Origin of the sequence: Brevundimonas sp. UBA5713 (genome assembly GCF_002419815.1) — a bacterium.
Classification (GTDB): domain Bacteria; phylum Pseudomonadota; class Alphaproteobacteria; order Caulobacterales; family Caulobacteraceae; genus Brevundimonas.
The window spans coordinates 25,989-51,257 of record NZ_DIGV01000010.1 but is presented as its reverse complement, the minus strand read 5'-3'; the positions used below and the strand labels follow the sequence as shown (position 1 = coordinate 51,257).

33 protein-coding genes, 1 tRNA gene and 1 pseudogene are annotated in these 25,269 nt (G+C 61.0%); 23 read left to right on the top strand and 12 right to left on the bottom strand.

Annotated features, from left to right (window positions below; all coding sequences use genetic code 11):
• From B3B04_RS01470 to B3B04_RS01460, 3 genes are all read left to right on the top strand, one after another.
• Window positions 1-316, top strand: a 316-nt coding sequence (locus tag B3B04_RS01470; protein WP_292039097.1) for an SPOR domain-containing protein, incomplete at its 5' end; no start/stop codon positions are given.
• Window positions 317-412: 96 nt separating this feature from the next.
• On the top strand, window positions 413-1,246 hold the full coding sequence (locus tag B3B04_RS01465) for a division plane positioning ATPase MipZ (protein WP_292039096.1): 834 nt from the start codon (window positions 413-415) through the stop codon (window positions 1,244-1,246).
• A gap of 7 nt (window positions 1,247-1,253) precedes the next feature.
• Window positions 1,254-1,691: a molecular chaperone DnaJ gene (locus B3B04_RS01460; protein ID WP_292039095.1), complete on the top strand. Its 438-nt coding sequence runs from the start codon at window positions 1,254-1,256 to the stop codon at window positions 1,689-1,691.
• On the opposite strand, the gene gor is transcribed toward B3B04_RS01460, so the two are convergent.
• The 3 genes from gor to glmU form a co-directional block, all read right to left on the bottom strand.
• Window positions 1,692-3,074 (bottom strand): glutathione-disulfide reductase, encoded by a 1,383-nt coding sequence (gor, locus tag B3B04_RS01455; RefSeq protein ID WP_292039092.1) that lies wholly within the window; start codon window positions 3,072-3,074, stop codon window positions 1,692-1,694.
• 98 nt (window positions 3,075-3,172) lie between these two features.
• Window positions 3,173-3,853 (bottom strand): ribose-5-phosphate isomerase RpiA, encoded by a 681-nt coding sequence (rpiA, locus tag B3B04_RS01450; RefSeq protein ID WP_292039091.1) that lies wholly within the window; start codon window positions 3,851-3,853, stop codon window positions 3,173-3,175.
• Window positions 3,850-5,199: a bifunctional UDP-N-acetylglucosamine diphosphorylase/glucosamine-1-phosphate N-acetyltransferase GlmU gene (glmU, locus tag B3B04_RS01445; protein ID WP_292039089.1), complete on the bottom strand. Its 1,350-nt coding sequence runs from the start codon at window positions 5,197-5,199 to the stop codon at window positions 3,850-3,852. The genes rpiA and glmU overlap by 4 nt, the downstream gene beginning before the upstream one ends.
• Window positions 5,200-5,263: 64 nt before the next feature.
• Here glmU and B3B04_RS01440 point away from each other — a divergent pair, with 64 nt between their 5' ends.
• The 3 genes from B3B04_RS01440 to B3B04_RS01430 all read left to right on the top strand — a co-directional run bounded on the left by B3B04_RS01440 (window position 5,264) and on the right by B3B04_RS01430 (window position 7,508).
• Window positions 5,264-5,947, top strand: coding sequence for an HAD hydrolase-like protein (locus tag B3B04_RS01440; protein ID WP_292039087.1), 684 nt, complete (start codon window positions 5,264-5,266; stop codon window positions 5,945-5,947).
• A gap of 113 nt (window positions 5,948-6,060) precedes the next feature.
• Window positions 6,061-7,350, top strand: a complete 1,290-nt coding sequence (locus B3B04_RS01435; RefSeq protein ID WP_292039085.1) for a dicarboxylate/amino acid:cation symporter — start codon at window positions 6,061-6,063, stop codon at window positions 7,348-7,350.
• 83 nt (window positions 7,351-7,433) lie between these two features.
• Window positions 7,434-7,508, top strand: a tRNA-Val gene (locus B3B04_RS01430).
• Between the two features lie 73 nt (window positions 7,509-7,581).
• Here B3B04_RS01430 and B3B04_RS01425 read toward each other — a convergent pair.
• The 8 genes and pseudogenes from B3B04_RS01425 to B3B04_RS01395 form a co-directional block, all read right to left on the bottom strand.
• The gene (locus tag B3B04_RS01425; RefSeq protein WP_292039083.1) at window positions 7,582-8,550 is read right to left on the bottom strand and encodes a tyrosine-type recombinase/integrase; all 969 of its coding nucleotides are present in this window, start codon (window positions 8,548-8,550) and stop codon (window positions 7,582-7,584) included.
• 17 nt (window positions 8,551-8,567) lie between these two features.
• A pseudogene (locus B3B04_RS14630) lies at window positions 8,568-8,708 on the bottom strand (helix-turn-helix domain-containing protein); the annotation flags it as partial.
• Window positions 8,705-9,013, bottom strand: coding sequence for a hypothetical protein (locus tag B3B04_RS01420; protein WP_292039082.1), 309 nt, complete (start codon window positions 9,011-9,013; stop codon window positions 8,705-8,707). The gene B3B04_RS01420 and the pseudogene B3B04_RS14630, both read right to left, overlap by 4 nt.
• Before the next feature lie 196 nt (window positions 9,014-9,209).
• Window positions 9,210-9,635 (bottom strand): hypothetical protein, encoded by a 426-nt coding sequence (locus B3B04_RS01415; protein ID WP_292039080.1) that lies wholly within the window; start codon window positions 9,633-9,635, stop codon window positions 9,210-9,212.
• A complete protein-coding gene (locus tag B3B04_RS01410; protein ID WP_292039077.1) occupies window positions 9,632-9,946 on the bottom strand; it encodes a hypothetical protein in 315 nt (104 codons plus the stop codon). Before B3B04_RS01410 ends, B3B04_RS01415 begins: the two co-directional genes overlap by 4 nt.
• Entirely contained in the window at window positions 9,943-10,512 is a 570-nt protein-coding gene (locus tag B3B04_RS01405) for a hypothetical protein (RefSeq protein ID WP_292039076.1), read from the bottom strand. Before B3B04_RS01405 ends, B3B04_RS01410 begins: the two co-directional genes overlap by 4 nt.
• Window positions 10,509-10,883: a hypothetical protein gene (locus tag B3B04_RS01400; protein ID WP_292039075.1), complete on the bottom strand. Its 375-nt coding sequence runs from the start codon at window positions 10,881-10,883 to the stop codon at window positions 10,509-10,511. The genes B3B04_RS01405 and B3B04_RS01400 overlap by 4 nt, the downstream gene beginning before the upstream one ends.
• A complete protein-coding gene (locus B3B04_RS01395) occupies window positions 10,880-11,110 on the bottom strand; it encodes a hypothetical protein (protein ID WP_292039074.1) in 231 nt (76 codons plus the stop codon). The genes B3B04_RS01400 and B3B04_RS01395 overlap by 4 nt, the downstream gene beginning before the upstream one ends.
• Before the next feature lie 168 nt (window positions 11,111-11,278).
• Here B3B04_RS01395 and B3B04_RS01390 point away from each other — a divergent pair, with 168 nt between their 5' ends.
• Window positions 11,279-12,160, top strand: coding sequence for a hypothetical protein (locus tag B3B04_RS01390; RefSeq protein WP_292039073.1), 882 nt, complete (start codon window positions 11,279-11,281; stop codon window positions 12,158-12,160).
• Here B3B04_RS01390 and B3B04_RS01385 read toward each other — a convergent pair.
• Window positions 12,157-12,795, bottom strand: a complete 639-nt coding sequence (locus B3B04_RS01385; RefSeq protein ID WP_292039070.1) for a helix-turn-helix domain-containing protein — start codon at window positions 12,793-12,795, stop codon at window positions 12,157-12,159. The genes B3B04_RS01390 and B3B04_RS01385 overlap by 4 nt on opposite strands.
• Before the next feature lie 82 nt (window positions 12,796-12,877).
• Here B3B04_RS01385 and B3B04_RS01380 point away from each other — a divergent pair, with 82 nt between their 5' ends.
• From B3B04_RS01380 to B3B04_RS01305, 16 genes are all read left to right on the top strand, one after another.
• Entirely contained in the window at window positions 12,878-13,081 is a 204-nt protein-coding gene (locus B3B04_RS01380) for a carph-isopro domain-containing protein (protein WP_292039067.1), read from the top strand.
• A 140-nt stretch (window positions 13,082-13,221) separates the two neighbouring features.
• Window positions 13,222-13,629: a hypothetical protein gene (locus B3B04_RS01375; protein WP_292039065.1), complete on the top strand. Its 408-nt coding sequence runs from the start codon at window positions 13,222-13,224 to the stop codon at window positions 13,627-13,629.
• The gene (locus tag B3B04_RS01370) at window positions 13,626-13,862 is read left to right on the top strand and encodes a hypothetical protein (protein WP_292039063.1); all 237 of its coding nucleotides are present in this window, start codon (window positions 13,626-13,628) and stop codon (window positions 13,860-13,862) included. The genes B3B04_RS01375 and B3B04_RS01370 overlap by 4 nt, the downstream gene beginning before the upstream one ends.
• 214 nt (window positions 13,863-14,076) lie before the next feature.
• The gene (locus tag B3B04_RS01365) at window positions 14,077-14,982 is read left to right on the top strand and encodes a helix-turn-helix domain-containing protein (protein WP_292039061.1); all 906 of its coding nucleotides are present in this window, start codon (window positions 14,077-14,079) and stop codon (window positions 14,980-14,982) included.
• Window positions 14,879-15,622, top strand: coding sequence for a hypothetical protein (locus B3B04_RS01360; protein WP_292039103.1), 744 nt, complete (start codon window positions 14,879-14,881; stop codon window positions 15,620-15,622). The genes B3B04_RS01365 and B3B04_RS01360 overlap by 104 nt, the downstream gene beginning before the upstream one ends.
• Window positions 15,622-15,924, top strand: a complete 303-nt coding sequence (locus B3B04_RS01355; protein ID WP_292039058.1) for a hypothetical protein — start codon at window positions 15,622-15,624, stop codon at window positions 15,922-15,924. Before B3B04_RS01360 ends, B3B04_RS01355 begins: the two co-directional genes overlap by 1 nt.
• Window positions 15,921-16,451, top strand: a complete 531-nt coding sequence (locus B3B04_RS01350; protein ID WP_292039056.1) for a transcription termination/antitermination NusG family protein — start codon at window positions 15,921-15,923, stop codon at window positions 16,449-16,451. The genes B3B04_RS01355 and B3B04_RS01350 overlap by 4 nt, the downstream gene beginning before the upstream one ends.
• Before the next feature lie 563 nt (window positions 16,452-17,014).
• Entirely contained in the window at window positions 17,015-17,284 is a 270-nt protein-coding gene (locus B3B04_RS01345) for a hypothetical protein (protein ID WP_292039054.1), read from the top strand.
• Between the two features lie 850 nt (window positions 17,285-18,134).
• A complete protein-coding gene (locus B3B04_RS01340; protein ID WP_292039053.1) occupies window positions 18,135-18,995 on the top strand; it encodes an AAA family ATPase in 861 nt (286 codons plus the stop codon).
• A gap of 101 nt (window positions 18,996-19,096) precedes the next feature.
• Window positions 19,097-19,570, top strand: a complete 474-nt coding sequence (locus B3B04_RS01335) for a hypothetical protein (protein ID WP_292039051.1) — start codon at window positions 19,097-19,099, stop codon at window positions 19,568-19,570.
• On the top strand, window positions 19,570-21,126 hold the full coding sequence (locus tag B3B04_RS01330; RefSeq protein WP_292039049.1) for a terminase large subunit: 1,557 nt from the start codon (window positions 19,570-19,572) through the stop codon (window positions 21,124-21,126). The genes B3B04_RS01335 and B3B04_RS01330 overlap by 1 nt, the downstream gene beginning before the upstream one ends.
• Window positions 21,127-21,244: 118 nt before the next feature.
• Window positions 21,245-22,405, top strand: coding sequence for a phage portal protein (locus B3B04_RS01325; protein ID WP_292039047.1), 1,161 nt, complete (start codon window positions 21,245-21,247; stop codon window positions 22,403-22,405).
• The gene (locus B3B04_RS01320; RefSeq protein ID WP_292039044.1) at window positions 22,392-23,276 is read left to right on the top strand and encodes a head maturation protease, ClpP-related; all 885 of its coding nucleotides are present in this window, start codon (window positions 22,392-22,394) and stop codon (window positions 23,274-23,276) included. Before B3B04_RS01325 ends, B3B04_RS01320 begins: the two co-directional genes overlap by 14 nt.
• A gap of 18 nt (window positions 23,277-23,294) precedes the next feature.
• A complete protein-coding gene (locus B3B04_RS01315; RefSeq protein ID WP_292039042.1) occupies window positions 23,295-24,545 on the top strand; it encodes a phage major capsid protein in 1,251 nt (416 codons plus the stop codon).
• A 110-nt stretch (window positions 24,546-24,655) separates the two neighbouring features.
• Window positions 24,656-24,892, top strand: coding sequence for a hypothetical protein (locus tag B3B04_RS01310; protein WP_292039041.1), 237 nt, complete (start codon window positions 24,656-24,658; stop codon window positions 24,890-24,892).
• Window positions 24,893-24,895: 3 nt separating this feature from the next.
• On the top strand, window positions 24,896-25,222 hold the full coding sequence (locus B3B04_RS01305; RefSeq protein WP_292039039.1) for a head-tail connector protein: 327 nt from the start codon (window positions 24,896-24,898) through the stop codon (window positions 25,220-25,222).
• Window positions 25,223-25,269: the final 47 nt, after the last annotated feature.

Below are 25,269 nucleotides of genomic sequence, written 5' to 3'. Positions count from 1 at the left end.
CCCCCCCCCCCCCGCCCCGGCCAAGTCGGCCGCCCCCGCCGACACCGGCAGTCGCACGGTTCAACTGGGCGCATTCAGCACGGCCAGCTCGGCCCATACCGCATGGGAGCGCCTGAGCCGCGGACCTCATGGCGGCGACCTGCGCGGCCTCGATCCGCAGTTCGAGCCAGCGGTCGTTAACGGACGCAATATGGTTCGCCTGCGTGTCACGGCCTCGGCTGGCCGCGCCCAAACCCTTTGCCAGACAGTGGCTTCGGCCGATCCATGGTGCAGCCGACCGACCGTTACGGTCACGCCATCCACAGTCTTCCATTAAGCTTTCATTGACGATTTGGGCGCTGGGCCCGATCTTCCCGCCATAATACAGGGCCCTCGCTCATGAGTCGGCCCGTTTAAAGTGGGTTTGGGAACAATGGCGCAGCCTCTGGTCATCGTCATCGGCAATGAAAAAGGCGGAGCGGGCAAGTCGACCCTCGCCATCCACATCGCCACCGGCCTTCTGCACGCTGGCAGAAAGGTCGCCATTATCGATCTGGACCTGCGCCAGCATTCCATGCAGCGCTTCTTTGCCAACCGCGCAGAGTGGGTGGCCGCCAATGGTATCAGCCTGCCGCAACCCTATGTGGCCGACATGGGCGACGGCAAGGCGTTGGCCCGCGCGGCAGAAGACGAACAACTGGCACGCTTCGACGAGGCCTTTAATGCTGCCCGTGAAAACGCTGAGGTCATTCTGATCGACACCCCCGGCGGTGACACGCCGCTGTCGCGCGCCGCCCACGCCCGTGCCGATCAGATCGTCACCCCGATGAACGACAGCTTCGTGGACTTCGACCTGCTGGGTCAGGTCGATCCGGTGACGCTGGAGCTGAAGAAGCCGTCCATCTATTCCGAGAGCGTGTGGGAAGCCCGCAAGCACCGCGCCATTACCGAGGGCCGTCAGGTCACCATCGACTGGCTGGTGGTCACCAACCGTCTGCAAGGCGCGCATGCCCGCAACCGTGACCGTCTGGAAGAGCGTATGGGCAAGCTGGCCAAGCGCGTGGGTTTCCGCGTCGGCCCGGGCCTGCGCGAGCGCGTGATCTATCGAGAACTTTTCCCGTTCGGCCTGACCGTGGCAGACCTGTCGGACGAAGTGCGTCCGGTGGCGGTGACCATGTCTCACGTGTCGGCGCGTCAGGAACTGCGTGGCCTGATGGCCGACATGGGTCTGGAAGACGCACTGGCACCCCTGACGGCTGCGGCCTGATCAAGGCATGCTTTTAATCGGACTGGGTCTGGCCGCCGTGGCTCTCTGGGTCATGGTGCGGCTGGGCAAACAGACTGAGAAGGCCCGTCGGGGCCACTGGCGCATCTCTGCGACCATTTTGGGCGGTGCCTGTTTTGCAGGCGCCGTCCTTTGCGTAGCCAAGGGCAGCTATATTTGGGCCGCAGCCTTATTCGCGGCGGGCCTTTATCTGGTGCTGCAATCGCGCATCCGCAGCGTGCCCCCGCCCAAGCCTGCACCAGCCCCCGGCAGCCGCATGAGTGTGGCCGAGGCGCGCGCGATTCTGGGCGTCGGGCCACAGGCGACACGTGACGATATTCAGTCGGCCTGGAAACGCCTTATGGCGCGCACCCACCCCGATCAGGGCGGGTCCGAAGGGCTGGCCGCGCGGGTCAATGCCGCGCGCGACCGCCTTCTGTCCGATTGATCAGCCGACGCTGGCTTGCGGGGCCTGCTTATCGCGCAGGGTCACCAGTTCTTCTGCTGCGGTCGGGTGCAGGGCGCAGGTCGCGTCCCACTGATCCTTGGTCAGGCCCGCCTTCACGGCGATAGCGGCCAGCTGGATCATTTCCGGCGCATCCGGACCGACGATGTGGCAGCCCACAACCTTCTGAGTCTCGGCCTCGACCACCAGCTTCATCAGTGTGCGGTATTCCGCACCATAGAAAGCGTACTTCATCGGGCGGAAGCGGGTGACGTATACATCAACCTCGCCCGGGCAGGCGCGGCGTGCCTCGGCCTCGGTCAGGCCGACAGTTCCCACCGGCGGCTGACTGAACACCGCGGTCGGCACCGCTTCATAGTCAAAGCGCTGCGGATTGTTCTTATAGACCGTCTCGTGGAAGGCCACAGCCTCGCGAATGGCGACCGGCGTCAGATTGATGCGGTCGGTCACATCACCGACAGCCCAGATATTGTCTGCCGTGGTCTTGGAATAGTCGTCGACCTTGATGGCCCCGCTTTCCGTCAGCTCCACGCCCGCATTTTCCAGGCCCAAATCCTTCACATAAGGCTGGCGGCCGGTGGCGAACATGACCTGATCGGTCTCGATCTCCCAATCGTTGCTAAAGCGGCTTAGCAGGCCGTTCTCTGTTTTGACGATCTCGGTGTGCTCACAGCCCAGCATCACCTTCACGCCGTGCTTTTCAATCTCACGGGTCAGATGGGCGCGCACGTCTTCGTCAAAGCCGCGCAGGATGTTGCTGCCGCGATAAACGAGCGTCGTGTCCACGCCCAGCCCTGCATAAATGCCCGCGAACTCGACGGCGATATAGCCGCCGCCGACCACGACCACCTTTTTGGGCAGTTCGTGCAGCAGGAAGGCTTCTTCGGAGGTGATGGAGTGTTCGATGCCCGGTACATCCGGCTTGAACGGACGCCCACCGACAGCAATCAGAATGCGTTCGGCCGTAATGGTCTGGCCGGTACCCACGATCTCGACCGTATGGTTGTCCTTAAGGACAGCGCGACCCTGAATCACATCTACGCCGGCCTTGCCCAGATTGGCCGTATAAATACCCGACAGTCGGGCAATCTCGGCCTCTTTGGTGGTCAGGAAGGTTTTCCAGTCAAAGGACGCGCCTTCGATGGTCCAACCAAAGCCCTTGGCAGTTTCCAACTGGTGGCTGACCTCGGAGGCCATCACCATGAATTTCTTGGGCACGCAGCCCCGGATCACGCAGGTGCCACCCACGCGGTACTCTTCGGCAACGGCGACGCGCTTGCCACCCAGCGCCGTCAGACGCGCAGCACGGACGCCACCCGAACCGGCACCGATGACAAACAGATCGTAGTCGTAAGATTGAGACATGGGAGGCTCCGGCAATTAACTGACCGATCATCTAGTGATCGGAAGCGTCACTTGCGAGGGGTGTGCCCTCGCCCAGACGTTAGTGTGCTGACAGAACGTCAGCGCGACACGGTGTGGTGGCCTTCATCCGTTCCGATCACGGCCAGATCGGTCAGGCCGAGAAACAGGCCGTGTTCGACGACGCCGGTCACAGCTTTCAGATCAGCAGCCAGTTTGACGGGATCGGTGATCACGCCCTTGGCCGCATCATAGATCACATTGCCGCCGTCGGTGCGGACCATGCCGCGATCGGCTTGGCGTACGGTGGCCTCGCCCACGCCATGGACGGCCAGAACGGCGTTGATACGCGCACCGGACGTTTTGTGTCCGAAGGCTACCACTTCGATCGGCAGAGGGAATTGGCCCAGTTGCTCGACAACCTTGGCTTCGTCGGCGATGACGATGCAGCGGTCAGAGGCCTCCCACACCAGCTTTTCACGCAGCAAGGCCGCGCCGCCGCCCTTGATCAGCGCCAGATCAGGGCCGATTTCGTCGGCACCATCAACTGTCAAATCCAGACGCGGCGTGTCTTCCAGAGTGGATAGCGTGAGGCCCAGTTCGCGCGCCAGATCGGCTGTCTTTTCAGAGGTCGGCACGCATTTCAGGTCCGGCAGGTTGCGCTCGGCCAGGGCTTTGACGAACCACGCCGCCGTCGAGCCCGTGCCGAGACCGACCTTCATGCCGGCCTCTACGTACTGGGCCGCTGCATAGCCGGCATTCTTCTTCTGGATATCACTCACTTTTTCGCTGCTTTCTTGGCACGCATCATGTCCATGAACCGTGTGGCCCAACCGGACTTGTTGACCTGCGGTGCTCGCGCCAGCGCCAGCTCCCCCGCCCCTACACTCTTCGTCACCACCGACCCCGAGCCGACCATGGCTCCGTCCCCGATGGTGACCGGCGCGACCAGAGAACTGTTCGAGCCAACGAAAGCGCCTTCGCCCACCTCGGTTCGGTGTTTGAAGAAGCCGTCATAGTTACAGAAGATCGTGCCCGCGCCGATGTTTGCGCCTGCACCCACCGAGCCGTCGCCCAGATAGGCCAGATGGTTGGCCTTGGCACCCGTGCCTAGCGAGACGTTCTTCACTTCGACAAAGTTGCCGATCTTCACCTTCTCGCCGAGGTCCGCACCGGGGCGAAGGCGGGCGTAAGGACCAACCTCGGCCTTTGCACCAACCTTGGCCCCTTCGATGTGCGAGAAGCTGCGGATACGTGCGCCGCTTTCGACCACTGCACCCGGGCCGAACACCACGAACGGCTCAATCGTAACGCCAGCAGCAATCTGGGTGTCATAGGCAAAATGAACAGTGTCCGGCGCGCTCATGGTCACGCCATTGGCCATAAAGGTCTCGCGCTGCACCTTCTGGAACAGCGCTTCGGCATCAGCCAGTTCGGCTTGCGAGTTCACGCCCATCACGGCGTCCTCATGGGCGAACACGGCGCGGGTGTCGTGACCAGCCTTACGGGCCAGTTCGACCACATCCGTCAGATAGTATTCGCCCTTGGCGTTCTCGTTCTTCACATCAGCCAGAAGTTCGAACAGCATCTTGGACGGGGCTGCCATAACGCCCGAGTTGCACGAACGAATGGCCAGCACCTCAGGCGTCGCTTCCTTGGCCTCGGTGATGGCCACAAGGGTTTCGCCCTCGATCACCAAACGACCATAAGCACCCGGATCGCGGGCTTCGAAACCGATGACGCTGACGCCCTTGCCGCCGAACACAGGCTCGATGTCTTTGGCCTTCAGCAGCGGCACGTCGCCATAGGTGATGACCACTTCACCATCGAAGTCCTTCAGCGCCTCTTCGGCAGCACGCACGGCGTGGCCCGTGCCGCACGGCGGGTCTTGAACGGCGATGGCGTCCTCGCCCAGTCGCTTGACGATGTGGGCGCGCACTTCCGGCGAATGGTTGCCGACCACCACAACGATCTTTTCACAGCCCAAAGCCTCGGCGGCGTCGATGGCGTGATCCACCATGGCGCGGTGCCCGACGGGGTGCAGCACCTTGGGCAGCGACGACTTCATACGGGTGCCCTGCCCTGCGGCAAGAATGATGGCGGCGCGGCGTGTGGAAATGCTGGTCATGAATCGTCCCGGGGGCTAGTCGCTTATGGCTCTAAACCATCCAAAGCCTGAACGGGAGACACCAATGGCCGAACGCGATCTGGAAGGCTGGACGATTGCCTTTGATCTGGACGGAACTCTGGTGGACTCCGCGCCCGACCTGATCGGCACGCTGAACCGGCTTCTGGAGAAGGAAGGCCTGCCGCCACGCCCCGTATCGGCGGCCCGCCATCTGGTCGGTCACGGCGCACTGGCCTTGCTGAAGAACGGCTTTGCAGAGGCCGGTGCCGAGTGGAACGAGGACAACAGCAAGACGCTGTTTGATGCCTTCCTTGCCGACTACAACGCCAATATCGCCGTCGATACCGCGCCCTTCCCCTCGTGCCTTGATGTGCTTGACCGTCTGGCCGCGCGTGGCGCGACGCTTGTGGTGGCCACCAACAAGCGCACCGACCTGTCGATCAATCTGATGGACACGCTGGGCATCAGCAGCCGTTTTGCCGCTATCGTGGGTCCCGATATCGTCACGGCCAAGAAGCCGGATGGTGCCCATATCCGTGAAGCTGTGCTGAAGGTCGGCGGTAATCCGGCCAAGGCGATCATGGTCGGCGACTCCACCACCGACACCCGCGCGGCCAAGGCCGCCAACATCCCCTGCATCCTTGTCAGCTTTGGCTACAGCGACGTACCGCTGGAACAGATCGGCGGCGACATCACTATTGATCATTATGATGAATTCGAGCCAGCGCTGGCACGCCTGACGGGCTGAACCTTTAGCTGAACTAAACGACGGTTCAGAACTTCTGGGGGTGCTGCTGGCGTTTGGGCGGTTGCCCCGAGAGGCGCACGCTCAGACATAGGCACACTATGTCAGGTGGTGCCATGATCCGTCGTTTCTTTGCCATTCCCCTCTGGAAACGCACCTTTGCCGGTCTCGGCCTAGGTGTGGTTGCAGGTCTATTGCTGGGCGATCTGGCCCCTACGATCCTGCAACCGATCGGGGATGTATACCTGAACCTGATCCGCATGGTGGTCGCCCCTCTGGTGCTGTTCACCATCGCCTCGTCCATCGCCAAGCTGGGCGAAGGCGTGGGTGCGGTGCGTCTGGGTATTCGCACAATCGTCTGGTTTGCCATCACGTCCCTGCTGGCCGTGCTGGTCGGCTTTGCGACGGCGCACATTATCAATCCCGGTATCGGCCTCAGCGAGCTGCCGCTGGGCGAGGTCAAGGCACGTGAAATCCCGACGCCGCTGCAGGTTTTGTTGGATATCGTGCCCCGCAATCCGTTTGCCGCGCTCAGCGAAGGCAAGGTGTTGCAGATCATCTTCTTCTCGGCCTTCGTCGGGGCGGCCCTTGTAGCACTGGGTGACCGCGCCCAGACCGCCCGCCGCGTCGTGGACGAAGGTGCCGCCATCGTCTTCCGCATCACCCGCTGGATCATCCAGCTGACCCCGTTTGGCGTTTTCGCCCTGATCGGCTCGGTGGTCGGTGGCTATGGCTGGGAGAGCCTGCTGCCGCTGGGCAAATTCATTCTCGCGATCTATGCCGCCTGCCTGTTCCACATTCTGGTGGTCTATTCGGGCTTATTGAAGCTGCACGGGCTTAAGGTCATCAGCTTCTTCCGTGGAGCCTTCGCGGCCCAGCAGACCGCCTTTGCCACCTCTTCGTCGCTGGGCACCCTGCCGATCACTCTTCGCCAGACGGTCGAGCGGTTGGGCGTGCCTCAAGCCTATGCCGCCTTTGCTGTGCCGCTGGGGGCCAATGTGAAGATGGACGGCTGCGGTGCCATCTATCCGTCGATCGCCGCCATCTTCATCGCCCAGTACTTCCAGCTGGACCTCAGCCTGACCCAGTACATCCTGATCGGCCTGACCGCAGTTCTCGGCTCGCTGGGCACCGCTGGCGTTCCGGGCACGTCCATCGTCATGCTGACCCTGACACTGGCCACGGCGGGCCTGCCGCTGGAAGGCATCGGTTACATCGTCGCTATCGACCGCATCGTCGACATGATGCGCACGGCCACCAATGTGACCGGTCAAATGCTGGTCCCTGTCCTCGTGGCCAAGGAAGAAGGCATTCTGGACGAGGATATCTATAACGGTCGCGTCCAGTGGCTGCCGGGCGATCCGGAGGCCGAAACCCCTGAAGCCACGCGTGCCGCAGGTATTTGAAAATTTTAGACTTGCGGTCGGGAGATTCGCGGACTAAATGACCGCCTCCCGACGCGGTTCGCATCGAACCCGTTCCAGAAGATGGACGCGTAGCTCAGCGGGAGAGCACCTCGTTCACACCGAGGGGGTCACAGGTTCAATCCCTGTCGCGTCCACCATCTTTTCCCAATAAATACAACGCCTATCGTTCAAACGCCCTATTTGCTCTTAGGTGCTTTTGAACCGCCACAATTACCATTCCAGCGCATCTGCCGCCTGACGTAGGTAATCGGGGTGAACCTTTGCATACCGTCTGGCCGTGACCATGATGTCGGTGTGGCCAAGGTATTTGCTGATGTCGAGCATCGGCACGCGAGCCATTGCCATCCACGACGCCGCTGAGTGGCGAAGGATGTGCGGGGTGACGCCTTCCAGCCCTGCCCTGTCGCAAGCGGCCTTAAAGCCCTTCTTGACCGACAGCACGCGGTGGCCTCCCCACTCAATCACATAGTCGCATGTGCGAGCGCGATAGAGCGCCTCAAGGTACAACCGTGCGCGGCGGTTTATCGGCACCTCTGCGCGGCGCTTGCGGGTCTCGTCCAGATCATCGCCCAGCGAGAGCGAGATACGGCCTCGTTTGAAGTCCACGCGATCCCACGTCAGTTCCAGCAATGCGGATTGGCGGGCCGCAGTGGTCAGGGATAGGACGATAAAGGCGCGGATGTGCGGGAATGGCCTTGCCGCCTTCACCAGTTGGCGAGCCTCTTCTTTCGTGAGGAAACGCTCTTTCGGCTTCGGCTGAGGGGGCAGCTCGAAGATGGCCGCCCTTCCCGACTTCGAGAAGAACATGCCGGCACGGACGGTCTCAAGCTCCTTGCGCACGGTCGCGGGCTTGCGACCTTGGGCGTAGCGCATATCCCGATACTTGCGGCACAGGTCGCGGGTAATCTGGTCAGGGCGCAGGTGGCCGAACGTTGGCTCGGCCTGCTTCCACGCGCCCTCAAGGTCTTTCCAGCGGATGGCCGTCTTGCGCTTGTCGGCCAGATAGACGGCCATCAGGTCGCGTACCAGCTCGCCCTCCGGCTGAAGCTGGAAGTCGATTAGCCTGCGCTGGGCCTCTGCATAATCGGCGGTGCGTAGCGAGTACCGCTCCGTCGCGCCATTGACCGACCTGACAGCGGCGTATTTTCCTCGGTAGAGTTTGATGCGCCATTCAGACATTGGCGTTCCTCGTATTCGATAACTGCTTCAGGCCGGATGCGGATTTGCCGACCGATGCGGAAGGCTTTGAGTTGGCCGTCTCGGACCAGATTGCGGACGGTGCCGGAGGATACCTCCCACAGGTCCGCCAAGGTTTCAGGCGTGTAGGCGTAGGTCATTCGGTTGGCTCCAAACTAGATGGCATGGGCAGCCAGCCATCGTCCTTATGGACACAGCCGCTCCAGCCTTCAGACACATGAGAGAAAGGCGTGTCCGTCATTTCATCGGGCTCTCGCGGGTCGGGCCATTGCTTCGTGGTCTCAGCAACGAAAATCCCCCCAGCACCCAGCGGCAGATATTCCATCCCCTGCGTCGGGCAGAGTTCATCAACGATGCTCGCGATGTGTTGAGGGTCTTTGGCAGCGATGATACCGACAGGCTCGCGCGTTTCGGCCACGCGCACAGCGTAAACACTAAGCTTCATGGGTTTGGCTCCCTTGTGATTGGGCGGGGGTCGATTTCGTCGAACCATTCCGGCTCGTATTCGCCTTGGTCAGCGCAGAGCCAAAACGACGAGTGCTCCCACTGCGCAACTTGCCAGTTCTGACGACGACGCACCCAGTAGAAGCCATCCTCGACGGGTACGGAGCCGGAGGCGGGGTGAACACTCCTACTGTCGGTCATGCTGCTCTCCTGTATGCTTCATAGTGACCAGCGGCCACTTCGTATGGGTCCTTGCCAGCCTCGGCCCAGAACGCCCGCTCGGAACGCTGGTGCTGGTCGTGGAGGTGATGGCGCTCACACAACGGATTGGCGTGGCGGTCATGGTTCTTGCGGCCCATGCCGGGGTTCACCCCATGCTTTGCGTCCGAGTAGCGGATGTGCGCCGCGTGGATCGGGCCATCACAGCCGCCCATGTGGCGCACCTCGCAGGGCTGGCGGCGCAGGTAGGCCAGATAGCCGGTGTCGCGCTCACGTCCGCGGTGTTTCTTTTCATGCGGACGCTGGGCCAGAAGGTTGCGGCGACGCTCACGTCTGAGGCTGCGCTTGATACGATTGGCGGCCTGTAGGGTTTCGCGCTCCTCGGCAGTTAGGGCGGCGTTCATGCAGCGTTTCCTGTTTCGGGTTGGCGGGCACCTGTGATGATTCCTGCGCGGATCTTCTCGCCGTCGGTGGCGAGGCGAACGGTGAAGGCGCAGGGGGCGTATTTGGCCCAGCCGCTGGTTTGTTGGGTGACGCGCAGCAGGCCGTCGTCGACGAGGCCCAGCACCAGCTCTTCGGGGAAGGTGTGCGGGGTGTCCTCTAGGCGGAACGGTCGGCCATGGAATGCGGCGCGGGACAAGACACGCTCTGGGCGCAGGTGACGCAGCAGACGGGCCTGTTCGGTGGTTAGGTGACGGTGGTCCTGGTCGATCATGCCGCTTGATCCTCCGTCTCGATGTAACGGGCATGCAGCTTGCGACCGATGGGTCCACGCAGTGCGGACGGACAGGCGCGAAGGCCCAGCACGTTGGCGCATTCCATCTGCTGCAACTGTACCGCGGTGGTTGCCAGATCGATGTAGCGGTTGATCGTGGCGGCCCATGCCTTCCAGTTCGCCTCGGTGAGGTTTTCCGGCAGGAACAAAGCCGCTTCGTAATCCACCTCTTCCACAAAATCAGGCAGCGGATACTGGCCCGCCCACGCGGTCGGATGATCGGGAGCAACGGGCTGTGCTGCAGCCACAGGCGGCACGCAGTTCAGAGCATTGGCCACGCGGTGTGCAAAAGCCGCCGCATCTTCGACGTAGGCCGAGACGTACAGCACCGGCGCGCCGACCGTATCCGCTGTGCGCTTTTGATCGATCCGAACAGTGGTTAGGCCGAACAGGTCGACGTCGCGCTTGATCGTGGGGACGGTGGTCACGTTATATCGGGCCACATCCGGAGAGGGGTTGTTAGCCGCCTCCCCGGTCCTGTGGTGGGTGGTAAGGGGGTGGGTCATGCGGCTAGTCCCGTTGGCACGCCATCTTCTTGAGTGCCGACCATCCGCAGTCGCCATGTGCGCGGGAGCGTGTCCTCGAGGGCATCAAGCTCGCTGCATGCAGCAACGAAATCTTCTCCGCCGTATTCTGGCGGGCCGTCCTCACCCATGAAGCCATCATCGCAAGCAGCATCGACAGCGTCCTCAACGAGCCGAGACGCGGGCGGAATATAACGGCATGCTGAAAAGCCTGGGAGGGCTTGGACCAGTGAAGCGAACTCCAGTTCGTCCTCGCGAGCAGCTTCGAGCGCTTCCGCTCGCGTGTCGTACGGCCCGTTAAAATCCTCGCCGTTATCGCTGTACCACCATGGGGCGTTAGCATTGCTGGTCATCCTGCGCCTCCAACAGAAAGCAGGGCCCACCAGATCAGGCCAAGGAAGGTCACCAGCACCACACCTGAGAGGATGGTGTGCCAGCGGGCTTTGCTGACGGTCGGGACGTTGAACGGAACGGCGCGCGGGTCTGGCATGGGCTCGCGGCAAGCCAGTTCACGTAGGCGCTCAGTGATCACCTCATGCGGGTGACGGGGCGTTTCCAGAATGTCGAGGACGCGGGTCATGTGATTTCCCATCGGTTGATCTCTAAACCGTAAGAAACATACGATCGCACGTCAAGCAGATTTCGTAATGTTCTTACGACTCACCGAAAAAGGGCTGCCAATTTGACGTAACGCTGCGCTATCAACTTCGGCACTATCAAGCAGTCCAAGGGCTTGAGGTAGGTGCTGATGTCTAACGATTTTATTTTGCGGTTTGACGGTGCCGACGCATCGCGACACGCGATCGACATGGGGCTTTTAGGTAAATCGCTAGTCGGCGTAGACCAAGCCATTCACAAGGGTTTGTGGGCTTGTCATCACCCGACCGAAAAGTTGGGCCGCAAACGCACGGATATTAGGGTGCAAGTCGCGGCTCCCAGAGCCGCATGTGTCGAGATATCCGGATTTATCGCCGGTGCAATGGGCGTACTACCGTTTGTATACGAGGTATCGGTCTCCCTTGGGTCGGACTACGTCAAACATCTTTTGAGCTCAGTGGTGCTGTATCATGGCGGCCGCAAAAAGGATGCGTCACAACATATGGAACAGCTGCTAGAAATCTTTCAGGAAACTCAGCGCTCGAGCTTCAACGACCGCGCCGACGAACGAGCAACGATGGAACGGATGCACGCGCGATCATTGTCTGCCGTCCAAGACGCCATCGAGACTATGCTACCTCAAGCCAAGCAAATCGTGGCCCCGGTAGGGCGGACTTCCGAAGTGCTTCTGATTGGCGGCGGCGACATGCGAACAGCGACCGAAATTGACGTCGCGATAGCAGAAGCTGTGCGATCAGGTGGCAGCATTACGGTTGGCGATATGGAACAGTTTCACGTTAAATTTGATAGTCTTACTCGGCATAGCCGCAATGCCAAAGTGGAACTGGTCGAAGATCCGGGCCGTTTCATCGCCGCAGACATCCGAGATCCAGCCTTCGACGAGTTTCCGAACGTCTATTCGGCAGCTTTCAATGAAGCGCTTCCACTAAACGTCCAGGCGAAGCCGTCGTTCAAAGACGATGTGCTTGTAAAGCTTCATATCCTGAACGCGGAGCCCACCAAAGAAACCTAACGAGGGTGAACCGCCTTTACCCGCGCCGCCCACTCAACTTCCTGATTGAGCAGCGGCTCTTCAGACGTGTTCGACAGTAGATGGAAGGTGCCATCGTTGGCGGCCTTGAGCATCTTTACGAGCACGCGCCCGTCCGGAAGGCCTACCACGCATAAACGACCGTGCAAGTCAGGCGTCACGGGCGAGCGGACATCGTCGTAGAACAAGATAGCTTCGTCCCAGACCGGTCCAAGGCTGACACCCTGCACCTTCAGCCCAACGGTGCTGGCTGTCGCGTTCTGCGGCGGCTCAACGTAGTCCAAAGGTCCCTGCCCCTCAGCAAACAGGGTCGCGACTGACCCTGCTCCGACGTAGCCAACGACTGGGACAGTATCGGACGTAACGTTGTCGTCGGGACTACCGACGCCGCTATAAAGCCACTCTGCATTGACCCTGTAGGCTGGGGCATACCGTTGCTGGGCCATCTTAAACGAGAAGGTGCCGCGACCATTCTCGTGCAGATAGTAGCTGTTCTGGTTGAAGCCCAGCTTGCGGCAAGCCTCTGCCACGCTGTCGAATCCTGCGGCTAGGCGGGCCTTACGCAGGCGCTCGCCGCGGGCAACAACTTCTGGATCACGATCATCGGTGGTGCTCATGTATGTTTCATACGATGCACGCGCCGTAAGAACTTTACGATTTTCTCTTGCCTCTAAATCGTAAGTTTCATACGATGTTTGCATGAGGACCTTTTCCGACATCATCCGTGACGCTGGTGGACCGACTGCTCTTGCTCGGACGCTCGGCGAAGACCCCAACAATGCACACGCTTGGAAGCGATGTGACAGCATTCCAGCCACACGATGGGCGGCTATCGCTAAGGCTGAGATCGCCACCTTGGACGAGCTCGCCGCCGCCGCCGCTGAAAAGCTGAAGGCGGCCTGATCCATGCGCCAGCCAAGCCACACGGTTCATTCGCAAGCCGGTCCTGAAATCCACGCAGATGACGGTGTTTCCCATGCTGCCTTTGTAGGCAGTGGTCAGGCCAGCGTCATCCAAACCCCAATCCAGAACCTTTGGTGAACATGAGCACCCAGCTGATTAAGACGCTGACCAAGCGCATTCGTATCCGCATCGGCTCGAACGAAGCTGCGGCCCGGTCTGCCGGCGTGTCGCCGGGGGTTTGGTCCCACTATGAGAGCGCCGACCATCCGGACACCAGCATTCCGCTGCACCGTCTGGCCGCCATGCCGCTGACCTCTGCCGAACGGCGCGAGATCATCGACCTGTTCAGCGAGCCGGAAGATATGGCGGTGGTCGATTTGATGACCGAGGCCAGCGAGGCCACGGAAGCTGCAGCCAGCCTGCAAGGCATGATCTGGCTAGCCAGCAAGGACGGAAAGATCACCGAGGCCGAAGCCCGCCGCATCCGCGATGCCGCGCTGCAGGCCAAGGCCGAAATCAACGACGTTCTGAACGGGGTGGGCGCATGAGCACCGCGATGAAAGACGTGGCAGCGATCCTGCGCGAAACGGCGCTGGCGGTCATTGCCCTGGATGATGCCCGCAAGGCCGGTTGCAGCGCCGAGGCGTTGGACCGGATGCATGCGGATTTGGTCGAAACTGCTCACAAGGCTGTGGACGTGGCCGAGAACGCCGAAGCCATGCTGGACCGTGCGCACGCGGCCGTCCTGCGTGCCGGTGTGCCCAAGGCGAGGCTGAACTAATGGGCGGGCAGATCCTGTACTGGGCGCACCGCGGCTTTCAGCGCTTTGCTGGGCTGTGGGCCCGTCGCGGCTCCAGCGCCAAAGCGTATGCACGCTTCCAGCGCCACTATCGCCAGCAGCGAGAGGCCGCACGTGCGCGCCATGGCCAAACGCGGCACATCGACAAAGCCCAGCGCGAAACCCTTCACGCGGCACTGGCGGCTGGTAAGCGGCGATGAGCGTTCAAGCGATCAGCTGGGCCTTGTCATATCCGGTCGAAAGCTCGACCGAGAAGGCCGTTCTGCTGGTGCTGGCCAACTATGCCGACGGGGATGGCGAATGCTTCCCCGGACAGGAGAGCATTGCCCAGCAGGCAGCGTGTTGGGACCGCACTGTGCGCCGCGTTCTGGAGGCTTTTGAGGCCAAGGGCGTGATTGCGCGTCAGGAGCGCCGTCGTCGTGACGGATCGCGCACCTCGGACGCCATTGTGCTGCTGGCTTTTCAGCAAGCGGCCAATCTGTCCGGTAGTGGCGCAGCAACCGGACAACGTGTCCAACCAACCGGACAATCTGTCCAAACCAACCGGACACCCTGTCCACCCTCACCGGACACTGTGTCCGGGCTCACTACGTTTGAACCGTCAGAGGATACGTCAGAAGGAATTGCTGCTGCTGCGTGCGCGAGTGCGAACGATGCGAACCACTGCGAACCGGTGGTGTGTGTCGAGGGCACGGTTGTGAACGCCGGTGGTGACGATTGGCCCCAAGGTCAGGCGATGGACTGGGCGATGGCTCTGGTCCGTGCCGCCAAGACCGTTCGCCTCGACGTAAGCCGACAGCCCGGACTGGTGACCACGATGGGCCGACTGGCCGCGTGGAAGCGAGACGGTGCGAGCTGGGAGCATGACGTGCTGCCGGTGGTGACTTCGTTGGCCCAGCGCACGGGCACCCCGATTTCGACCTGGAAGTTCTTCGACGCCGCCATTGCCCAGAGCATCGCGGACAACCGCAAAGCCTTGATTATTCCGGAGGCCAACCATGCAGGCGACGACCATCAATCCGCCAACCGTGCAAACCGAGAGCGTTCGTTTACCGGCGCTGGAGGGGCCGCTGCGCTCGTGGCTGCTCGAGGAGACTTCTGACGTGGTGGCGATCAAGGCCATTGCGGGCAGCGAGATCCTGCGCGGGCAAGCGGCCATGCTGCTCCCTGCCCTGCGGCACGAGGCGTTGAAGCCCGCCACGCCGCAGGAGATCGTCGGGATCATCCGCAGCCGCGAGCAGACGTTCGGTGATCTGCGCACGAAGCGCACCGATGCCGAGTGGACCATGTTCTGGGCGGACTACTTCGAAGCCCTGAAAGGTCTGACGGCCGCATCGATCGAAGCGGGCATGAAGGCCTATGTCGCCCTTCCCGATGCCGAGTGGGCCCCCAAGCCGGGCAAGCTGGCCGCACTGGCCCGCGAAACGACGGTGGTGAGCAAGTTCAGCCGCGCATGGCACCGCGCCAAGACGGCGATCCAGCAGGCCGCCCAGCCCAAGGCCCCTGAGCCGAAGCCGGTGGTGAAGGACAGCCCCGAGCAGGTGAAGGCCATGGTCAGCGAGGTCAAGCAGGCCTTGGACGGCACCCCGACCGCGATGGCGATGAAAGCCCGTCGCACCCTTCACCGCCCGCCCAGCGCCCCCTTGGAGGCCGGAAGCCACATGAGCGCGGAGATGCGGGCAAAACTGATCGAACAAGGCGTGATCGTCGCGCCGGTGGTTCAAAATGAGGAGGCAGCCTGATGGCAAAGTGGATGGAATACGAGGACGAGTACCTACGCGACCATTCGGCTCGCACGTCGGTCAAGAGGATGGCCGCTGCTCTGAGCCGTGGCGAGGATGCAGTGAAGAGCCGTCTTGTCCGGCTTGGGCTGGGTTATGAGAGCATGGGCGTTCCACTGAGCCTCGGTGACGATGCCAAGTTGGTGAAGGCCTGTCTGGCAGAGGGTGGCTTTCCTCGTGCGGTGGTTCATGGAGGCAAGACCTTCTGGGTCGCCCATGACGGTCAGCTGTGGCGTGGGGCCACGATGCAGGTGGCGGCGTGATTGATGTTACCCGTCACGACTTCATGGTCACAGCAGCTGACATTGCTCGCCTCGGACCTGATGCCGAAACCCAGTGGTACATCGGCCGAGTCAATCCCAAGTGCGAGGCCAAGGCTAGGGCAGGCTTGGACGAAAGGAAGATCCCAGCCTACTACCCGCAGGAGACCCGCTACCGTGGACGCGGAGCCGCCCGCAGGAAGGTGCAGAAGCCGATCCTCGTGGGTTACATCTTCTTCCAGCTCAAGCCCGGGCGAAGCTTCTGGGAAGTGCGCCGGATCGATGGGATCAAGGCGGTGGTCTTCGGTCAGAACGGGGCTCCTGCTCCGGTGGCGCATGCCGAGATCGCCCGCTTCGCGCGGAAGGAAGCCGAGGGCCGATACGACCACACCCGCGACGCCAAGGAAGCCCAAGCCGAGACTGAAAAGCTAAAGGCCAACCTTGCTGACCTACAGGCGATGGGTGAAGCAGGTTTGCAGTTGGTGGTTGCCGCACTGGAAGGAAACGGATCGTTTGCGCAAGCTGCATAACGGCCCAGTGGTGTCAGCTAACGATTCAGCCGGGATAGAATTCGAAACTCGTGGTGTTTTGCATCGACCAAGACTTCCACGAGTTCTTCTGCAAGGACCCCGTGCTGGGCTCTATGCTGCTCACACGCCGCTTCGGCTTCCTTCGTGGCCTTTTGCGCCTCTCTCCACCTATCCATGACGCGATCATACTCCTCAAGGCTGAGCTTTACAGGCATGAGAAGGTGTTCCCTAGATTGGCAAAAGGCCTTGCGCACGACAATCGATAACATTCTGATAACAGCGGTCAACGGTCAAGCTTGATATCCCGACGATTATAGTGGCGACCCTTACGATTGATTGGTCGCCACGGATTTATGGGGTTGACGAATTCTCCATAGAATTGATACTAGGAGCAATTCACGCTATCGCGTGCGGGACGACCGGCGGATGAAATACGTAGGGGCTTCGGCCTCACGCCGATCCCGGTACCATTTGGTACCCTGTTGAGGGCGTGTGCCCGCTTTTGGCCGCCCCCCTTCATTTCGGTGTCTAATTCGTGCATCCAAAAACTAAAGGGAAGCAGAATGACCAACACCACGACACCGAGTGAAATTGCTGATTGGTTGGATTGGATGAGCGACGAGTTCACCGATCTATCGCCTGCCGCTGCCACGATCCGCGATCTCGAGTCCAAGCTGAGGGTGGCCACGGAAGCGCTGAAGAAGATTGAGCTTATGCGTTTCGCGGCCTGTGAAACTTCGCTGGCGGACAGCATGACCGAGATAGCTAAGGAAGCCCTAGCCAGCATGAACGGGAACGAGCGAAGCCTTACGCCGGTCGCCGCTGTGGTTTAAGTCTCGCGCTTACCAGCGGGCCGCTGGAGTTGATCGCCCAGCGCAGAACAGCCTTCACAGTTCGAATACGCTGGCTTGCCCAGCCGTGCCATTGGCTAGGGCTGTGAGGGACCACCAGTTTCAGTAAGCGCTGTATCCCCCCAAGGGCGGTAGTTGGTCCCCTCCGGCTGCCGCTCACCCCATTCGCCTGAACAGGCAACACCAATCTGCGAGCGGCGTGGAAGGACACGCGTATGGGGTAGGTTCCGCCCTCAAGGTGGGAGGCAAACGGCGACTGTGCTCTTGGCCGGAGCGCCAAGCCTCGGGAACGCAGCTAGCAGGTATCAAGCCCTGCCTCGCAGACACCACACCCTTGGCTTAACGGCTGGGGGTTTTCTTTTACGCGGTCCCGCGCCCCAAGCAGCGTAGGGCTAAGCCAGTGTGAGCAAGGATCACTGGCCCGCGACAAGCTTGCCTCACTTGCGCAGCGGACACGCATCGAAAGCTATCTGAACGAAAGCCGCAGAGCGTGGGTGAGGCATACCGACAACTAGCAGAAAGCCGATAAAACAAAGGGGGCCCCCTCGACCCCCTTTGTTCCCCCTCCATGTCTCGAATGGAATTCAATCCAAACGGTCATGTGTAGAACTGAGTTAGCGCCAGTGAGACAAAACCGCAAGAATATTTTATACCAAAGCTTTTGATCCAAATACGGGCAGGCATAAATCCACGCTAAGCCCGTTCTCGCGCCACTTTTATTGTGATGCCATGGTCACCCAAAGTGCCCTTACATTGTAAATCTTAGGCAACGCGTCCCGCAGGCCGGAGACGGTTCATTTAGCGCGTAAGGCTGGGACACTCGGAGAGATCAATGGCCCGCGACTATCGCAGCCTAGAGGCGCAACAGTACCGACGCCTCTACAGCACAGCGCGATGGAAGCAGACCCGATCCGCACAGCTTGCGGAACACCCACTATGCGAGACCTGCCTAGAGCGCGGGCTCATAACTGCGGCCACGGTCTGCAACCACAAGGACAAGGACAGCAAGGCCACACCTGATGGTTTCTTTGCTGGCCCCTTCTCTTCCCTGTGCGCTCCATGCCACGACCAGACAGAGCAAAGGCAAGAGAAGGCAGGCTACTCGTTCGCGGTAGGCGCGGATGGTTGGCCGACCGACGCACAGCATCCGGCCAACATGGGAAGCCTCAACGCAACCCAGCCTATAGGCACGGCCAAGACACACCCGACATGGTTCCGCAAGGTGCATGTGCCAACCACGCTGGTGTGCGGTCCTCCGGCCTCGGGCAAGTCCACATATGTGAGACAACAGGCAGCCGAGCACGACAGGATCATCTGCTTCGACACCATAGCGGCCAGCCTGTTCGGCAAGCCTGGTGACGTAAGGGCGATTGACCTGACCAGCGAGCAGATCGGCGACGTGCTAAGGCAGCGCAATGAACAGATAGCTGACCTGATGTGGGCTAAGGCGAAGGGCAAGTGGCCACACGCTTGGATCATCCTCACCGAGCCCAAGGCACCGTACAGACAGTGGTGGGCTGACACCCTTGGCTGCGACGTGGTGGTGCTGGCTACCCCCGAGCAGGAATGCATCAGGCGCATAAGGACGGATAGACAGGCGGGCGATAGGCGCAGCCATGAGGCAGAGCGCATCGTCAGACGTTGGTGGTCGCAGTATCAGCCCAGACAGGGCGATGTGGTGGTCTGCTCCTGATGGGAGGGGGCGGTTAAAACTCTGGAGCCTTCGCCTTGGACACCGGCGGCCCCCACACTTCGTCAACGCTAATACAGTTTTCTCGCGCGCGCGGAGGGCCGATGACTAAAGCACGCAAGGCTCGCATCGACAGCGCAACGCAAGCCGTGAAGGTCATGGCCGCCGCAACAAAGGAACTGCTGCCTCCGGCGCACGCTCCGCTTGATGATGACGCCCTGCCCTTCTGGAACGACATCATGAAGGCGCGGGCTAAATCGGAATGGACTGACCACGATCTGGCCTATGTTTCGGACCTAGCAAACGCGATGGCGCAACTGGTTACGAACCGCGCCAAGCTCCGCAAGGAGGGCGAGGTAATCGTGCCGAGCGACGGCAAGGTCTATGCAAACCCTCGGGTGGCTGTGGTTCATGGTCTGCACGCGCAGATCAAATCGGCCCGCCAGTCGTTGAGCATTCATGGCCGCGCCGCAGGCGAGGCAAGAGACGTTGGAAAGCGCCGCGCTCACGCTCGAAGCGTCGAGGGCGACAATCCTCTTGAGGGTGACGACTTACTGGCTCGTCCTTCAGTCAACTAATGGCGCGTAAAACCCCGACGCGAGGCGAGCGCGTCATAGAGTTCATTCACCGCTATCTGCGGGTGCCAGAAGGCGCAAAGGTCGGCCAGCCGATTGTTCTGGCTGGCTTCCAGAAGAAGTTCATCCTAGAGGTTTACGACAACCCCAAAGGCACAAAGGAAGCCTACCTCTCGATAGGTCGGAAAAACGGCAAGTCGGCTTTGATTGCCTGTTTGCTTCTAGCCCACATCGCGGGACCGGAGGCGCGGCTAAATAGCCAGATTGTTTCGGGCGCTCGGTCGCGGGATCAGGCGGCTCTGGTTTTCAAGCTGGCTGCCAAGATGGTGCAGCTTTCGCCAGAATTGAGCCAGTTGGTGCGGATTGTGCCTTCGGGTAAGTCGCTTATCGGCTTGGCGCTCAACGTCGAGTATCGCGCAATCGCGGCGGACGGCACTACAGCGCACGGCCTTTCGCCCGTTCTCGCTATTCTGGACGAGGTGGGTCAGGTCAAAGGCCCGCAAGATGATTTCGTGGACGCAATCACAACTGCACAGGGCGCTCACGAAGACCCGCTGCTGATTGCGATTTCAACGCAGGCTCCCTCAGACGGCGACCTGTTCTCAATCTGGATTGACGACGCGAAGGCCAGCCAAGACCCGCACATTGTCTGTCACGTATATACCGCGCCTGAAGGCTGCGATGTGTTGGACGAGGCGGCGTGGCTGGCGTCAAACCCTGCGCTCGGACTGTTCCGTAGCCGCAAAGACCTTGAGGAACAGGCCAAAAAGGCCAAGCGTATGCCCTCGGCGCAGAACACGTTCCGCGTGTTGGTGCTGAACCAACGGGTCAACATGAACTCGCCGCTGATCGGACGGGACGATTGGCTGGGTCGCGCTGGTGACGCGGCCTTGGAAGACGGCGAGCCGATATATCTGGCACTCGACCTATCGGCCAAAACCGACCTTACGGCCTTGGTGGGTGTATCGGCGGAAGGTGCAAGCCGCGTTCAGTCGTGGTTCTGGAAACCCGAGGATTTGCTGGAGGATCAAGAACGCGCAGACCGCGTGCCTTATCGCCAGTGGGTCAACGAAGGATGGATCGAAGCAGCCCCGGGCAGGATCATTTCGCCGCGCTTGGTGGCCGAACGCATCGCAGAGCTTTGCGAGCGTTACGAGGTCCGAGGCATGGCTTACGACCGCTGGCAGATCGACCATCTGCTGCGCGAGTTCGACGCTATCGGGCTGGCTGCGCACAAGGACGGCGACAAGTCGGACGGCTTACGGCTGGTGCCGTGGGGCCAAGGATATAGGGACATGACCCCGGCGATTGATGCGCTGGAAATGGAAGTCCTGGACGAGACATTGGTGCATCCGGGCAATCCGGTGCTGACATGGAATATGGCCAACGCGGTAGCGACGAACGACGCCACCGGAGGCCGCAAGCTGGACAAGCAGAAGGCTCGGTTCCGCATCGACGGCGCAGTGGCTTTGTGCATGGCCGTGGGCCTGAAGGCTCGCGAGCGCCAAGTGGAAGATGAAGCTTCGGTTTACGAGGCCCGCGGCATCCGGATGATCTGAAAGGGGCAGAATGGATTTCTCACGTCTCTGGCCCTTCGGAGCCAAACCCTCCAGCCAGCCAGCCCCGCGAGCCGACGTCGGTGACGGTTGCGTGTTCTATTCACTGAACGACCCGTTGGTGGCCGAGTTTCTGCGCGACGGCTTTGAGGCTGCGTCTGGCGCGACCGTCAACACTGAAACGGCTCTTCGGAACCCGGCGATGTTCCGTGCGGTGAGCCTGATTAGCTACGCTATTGGGATGCTCCCGCTCCACGTCATTGACGAGGAGACAAAGGAGAAAGCGGATCACCCGCTCTTCCGCATCCTTCATCGCGAGCCGAATAACTGGCAGACGGCGTTCGACTTCCGCTCTCTCATGCAGCTGCGGGCACTAGTGAAGGGTAACGCCTACGCGCTGATTATCCGTTCGCGCCAGCTTCGCACAGGTCGCGACGACATCGTGCGGCTGGTTCCACTGAACCCCGACTGGGTAACGCCCATCCAGAATGACGACTGGTCGCTTAGCTATAAATATTCGCCACCCAAGGGCGGTGCACGCGTCCTTCGCGCTGACGAGGTGTTTCACCTACGCGGCCTGTCATTGGATGGCATCAACGGGCTGTCGCTCGTTAAGCAGGCACGGGACGCCATTGGATTGGCGCTGAGCGCGGAATTGGCGGCAGGCCGTCTGTTCCGCAACGGCTCATTTATCGGCGGAGCTTTGACCCACCCGGGCAAGCTCTCCGATCCTGCCTTTGAACGGCTGAAAGCCAGCTTGGCGGAGAAGGAAGGCGCTGCTAACGCCGGTAAGAACCTGATCCTCGAAGAGGGCATGAAATGGGAGAACTTGGCCAACAACGCCAAGGACGCCCAGCTCACCGAGCTTCGACGGATGCAAGTCGAAGAGATCGCCCGCGTGACCGGCGTCCCCCGCCCGCTGTTGATGGTCGACGAGACCAGCTGGGGGTCCGGCATTCAGGCGCTGGGCCAGTTCTTCGTGCAGTACGCCTTGGGTCCGTGGTTTGAGGCATGGCAGCAGGCGGCAGAGCGCTCTCTGTTGGTCGGAACTGAAAAGGACCGGTTCTCGGTCAAGTTCAATCCCAATGCTCTGCTGCGTGGGTCAACGAAGGATCAGGGCGACTTCTTCGCCAAGGCTCTTGGCGCGGGAGGTCAGCCCGCATGGATGACCCAGAACGAAGTGCGCCGACTGAACGACATGCCGGACAAAGAAGGCGGCGATGTTCTCAGCCAAGGCTCGGCACAGCCCACACCACAAGGAGGCGAAGATGCGCCAGAGTAATTTGCGGGTGTTCGCCAAAGCGCGTCCCGGAGCCATGCCCCAACCGGCAACGCGAGACGTGCACGCTTTCACCAAGCCGCAAGTGTTCGACAAGTGGTCGGATGACGCGGCTGGCGTGAGGGCCTTAGAGCGCGGCGATAACGTCATCACGATGTTCGACATCATCGGCGAGGACTTTTGGACTGGCGGCGGTGTCACTGCAAAGAAGGTGGCCAGCCAACTCCGCGCCATTGCGGGGCCGGTCGAGGTTCAGATCAATTCGCCCGGTGGCGACATGTTCGAAGGCATCGCCATCTACAACGTCCTGCGCGAGCACCCGTACGACGTGACGGTCAAAGTGATGGGTATGGCGGCATCCGCAGCATCCATCATCGCCATGGCCGGTGATACTATCGAAATCGGCGCAGCATCCTTCCTGATGATCCATAATTGCTGGGTCCTCGCGATGGGCAACCGTCACGACATGCGCGAGACGGCTGATTTCCTCGAACCGTTCGACGCAGCCATGGTCGATGTCTATGCGGCCCGCTCGGGCCAGAAAGCTAACGACATCGCGAAGTGGATGGATGCCGAGACCTTCATGTCAGGTTCGCAAGCGATCGAGCACGGGTTTGCCGACGCCCTACTCTCCGCCGACAAGATCACGACCGACGATAAGGCTAAGGCCGAAGATCGCCGCGTCAACGAGCTCCGAGCCATGGAGCTCCAACTGGTTTCTGCTGGTCTAACGCGCACTCAAGCGCGCGACCGCATCAACAAGATCAAAGGCACGCCAGGCGCTGCCTCTGATGCCGACACCACGCCAGGCGCTGGTGCTGACCCTGAACTGGCCGGCGCACTTGCCGGACTTCTCAAAACCATCAGCGCCTAGAGCGCAGGAGAAAATCACATGCAAGACTATCAAAACGGGGCCGCTCCGCGCGCCCTGTGTGGCACTGTGCGTGCTGACGCCACCGATGCGAAGGCCATGATCGCTCAGGTTCAAGCTGCCTTCGAAGAGTTCAAGAAGACGAACGACGAAAAGCTGAAGGCCAAGGCTGAAGACGGCCTCGTCAACGAGAAGCTGGAAAAGATCAACTCGGCCATCGACAACTACCAGTCGGCCATTGACGATCTGAATGCCAAGATCGCCGCGAATGCCAACGGCGGTGCCGTGATTGGCGATCTGCAAGGCGACCCTGAGTACGTGAACGCCTTTAAGGCCCACATGCGCAAGGGCGACAATGCCGGTGCCGACGTTCAGGCCGCCATGACCAAGGGCACTGATGCCGATGGCGGCTTCCTTGCTCCGGTCGAATGGGATCGCACCATCACCGGTAAGATGAAGCAGGTTTCGCCGATCCGTGCGAACGCTCGCGTTATCTCGATCACCACCAACGGCTTCAAGAAGCTGTTCACTGACCGCGCGGTTGGTAGCGGCTGGGTCGGTGAAGTGGCTGCACGTCCGGCCACCAGCACCCCGCAGATCGCTTCGCTCGACTTCCCGCTGGGCGAGATCTACGCAAACCCTGCCATCTCGCAACAACTGCTGGATGACGCTGCCATCGATCTGGAAGCATGGCTGGCTGACGAGGTTCAAACCGAGTTTGCTCGCCAAGAAGGTATTGCCTTCCTATCGGGCGACGGCGTGAACAAGCCTCACGGCATCCTAACCTATGTGGAAGGTGCTGCTAACGCTGCCCGCCACCCGTGGGGTGCCATCCAAACCGTCAACGGCGGCCACGCGTCGAACCTGACCGCCGATGGCTTCATTGACCTGTTCTACAGCCTGCCGAGCGAGTTCCGCGCCAACGCGAAGCTCTACACCAACCGTGGCTCGCAAGCCGCGATGCGCAAGCTGAAGGACGGCCAAGGCAACTACCTGTGGCAGCCGTCGTACGCCGCTGGTCAACCGGCCACTCTGGCGGGCGAAACCATCGTCGAAGTGCCGGACATGCCCGCAGTGGCGGCTAACTCCATCGCCGCTTTGTATGGCGACATGGAAGCCACCTATCTGGTGGTTGATCGTGTGGGCATTCGCGTTCTGCGCGACCCGTACACCAACAAGCCTTTCGTCCACTTCTACACCACCAAGCGCGTCGGCGGCGGGGTCTACAACCCTGAGCCCATGCGCGCTCTGAAGGTAGCTGCTGCTTCCTAACAGCGGCGACAGACTGACGGGGCCGGTTCACTCCGGTCCCGGCTTTCCTGAGTGGGCGTGACGCGCCCCTTCTGGCCAGTCGGGAACCCACAATGGCTAAGGAGGCCACCATGACCGAGACCAAGGAAAAGAAGACCGAGGCAAAGGCAGCCCCGGCCAAAGAGTTCGCCCCTTCCGGCGCTCCGATCCAGCCCATGCAAGTTGATCCGAACGAGCCTGCTGTGGACGCTGATCCTCGCGAGGGCACTTCGGAGGAGCAGAACCGTATCGACTTCAACGACCCAACTCTGTCGGGTGCCGAAGCCGTCGCCAAGAACCTCGGCCTCAAGGTCGAGAGCAAGGACTAACCCATGCTCAACGTCGTCGTCACCGAAACCGGCCCGCTGTTCAGCCTTGAAGAAGCCAAGCAGCATCTGCGCGTCGACTTTGATGACGACGACGCATTGATCGAAACCTACGCAGACGCAGCGGTGTCGCACGTTCTGCAATACTGCAACCTCTCCACAGTGCCAGCCGGAGAAGGGCCTGCAGCCGCATTCCGAGCCGCTGCTCTCATGATGCTTGGTGATCTCTACGCATATCGCGAAACCGGCCAAGTCGGTTCGGTGTCGTCGCCCATCCAGATCAGCGCAACCGCCAAGGCGCTACTTGCCCCCTATCGCTGGCTGCGAGTTTAAGGAGCCCATCATGCATGTAAGGTTCACAGAGGACTTCGATTGGGTGC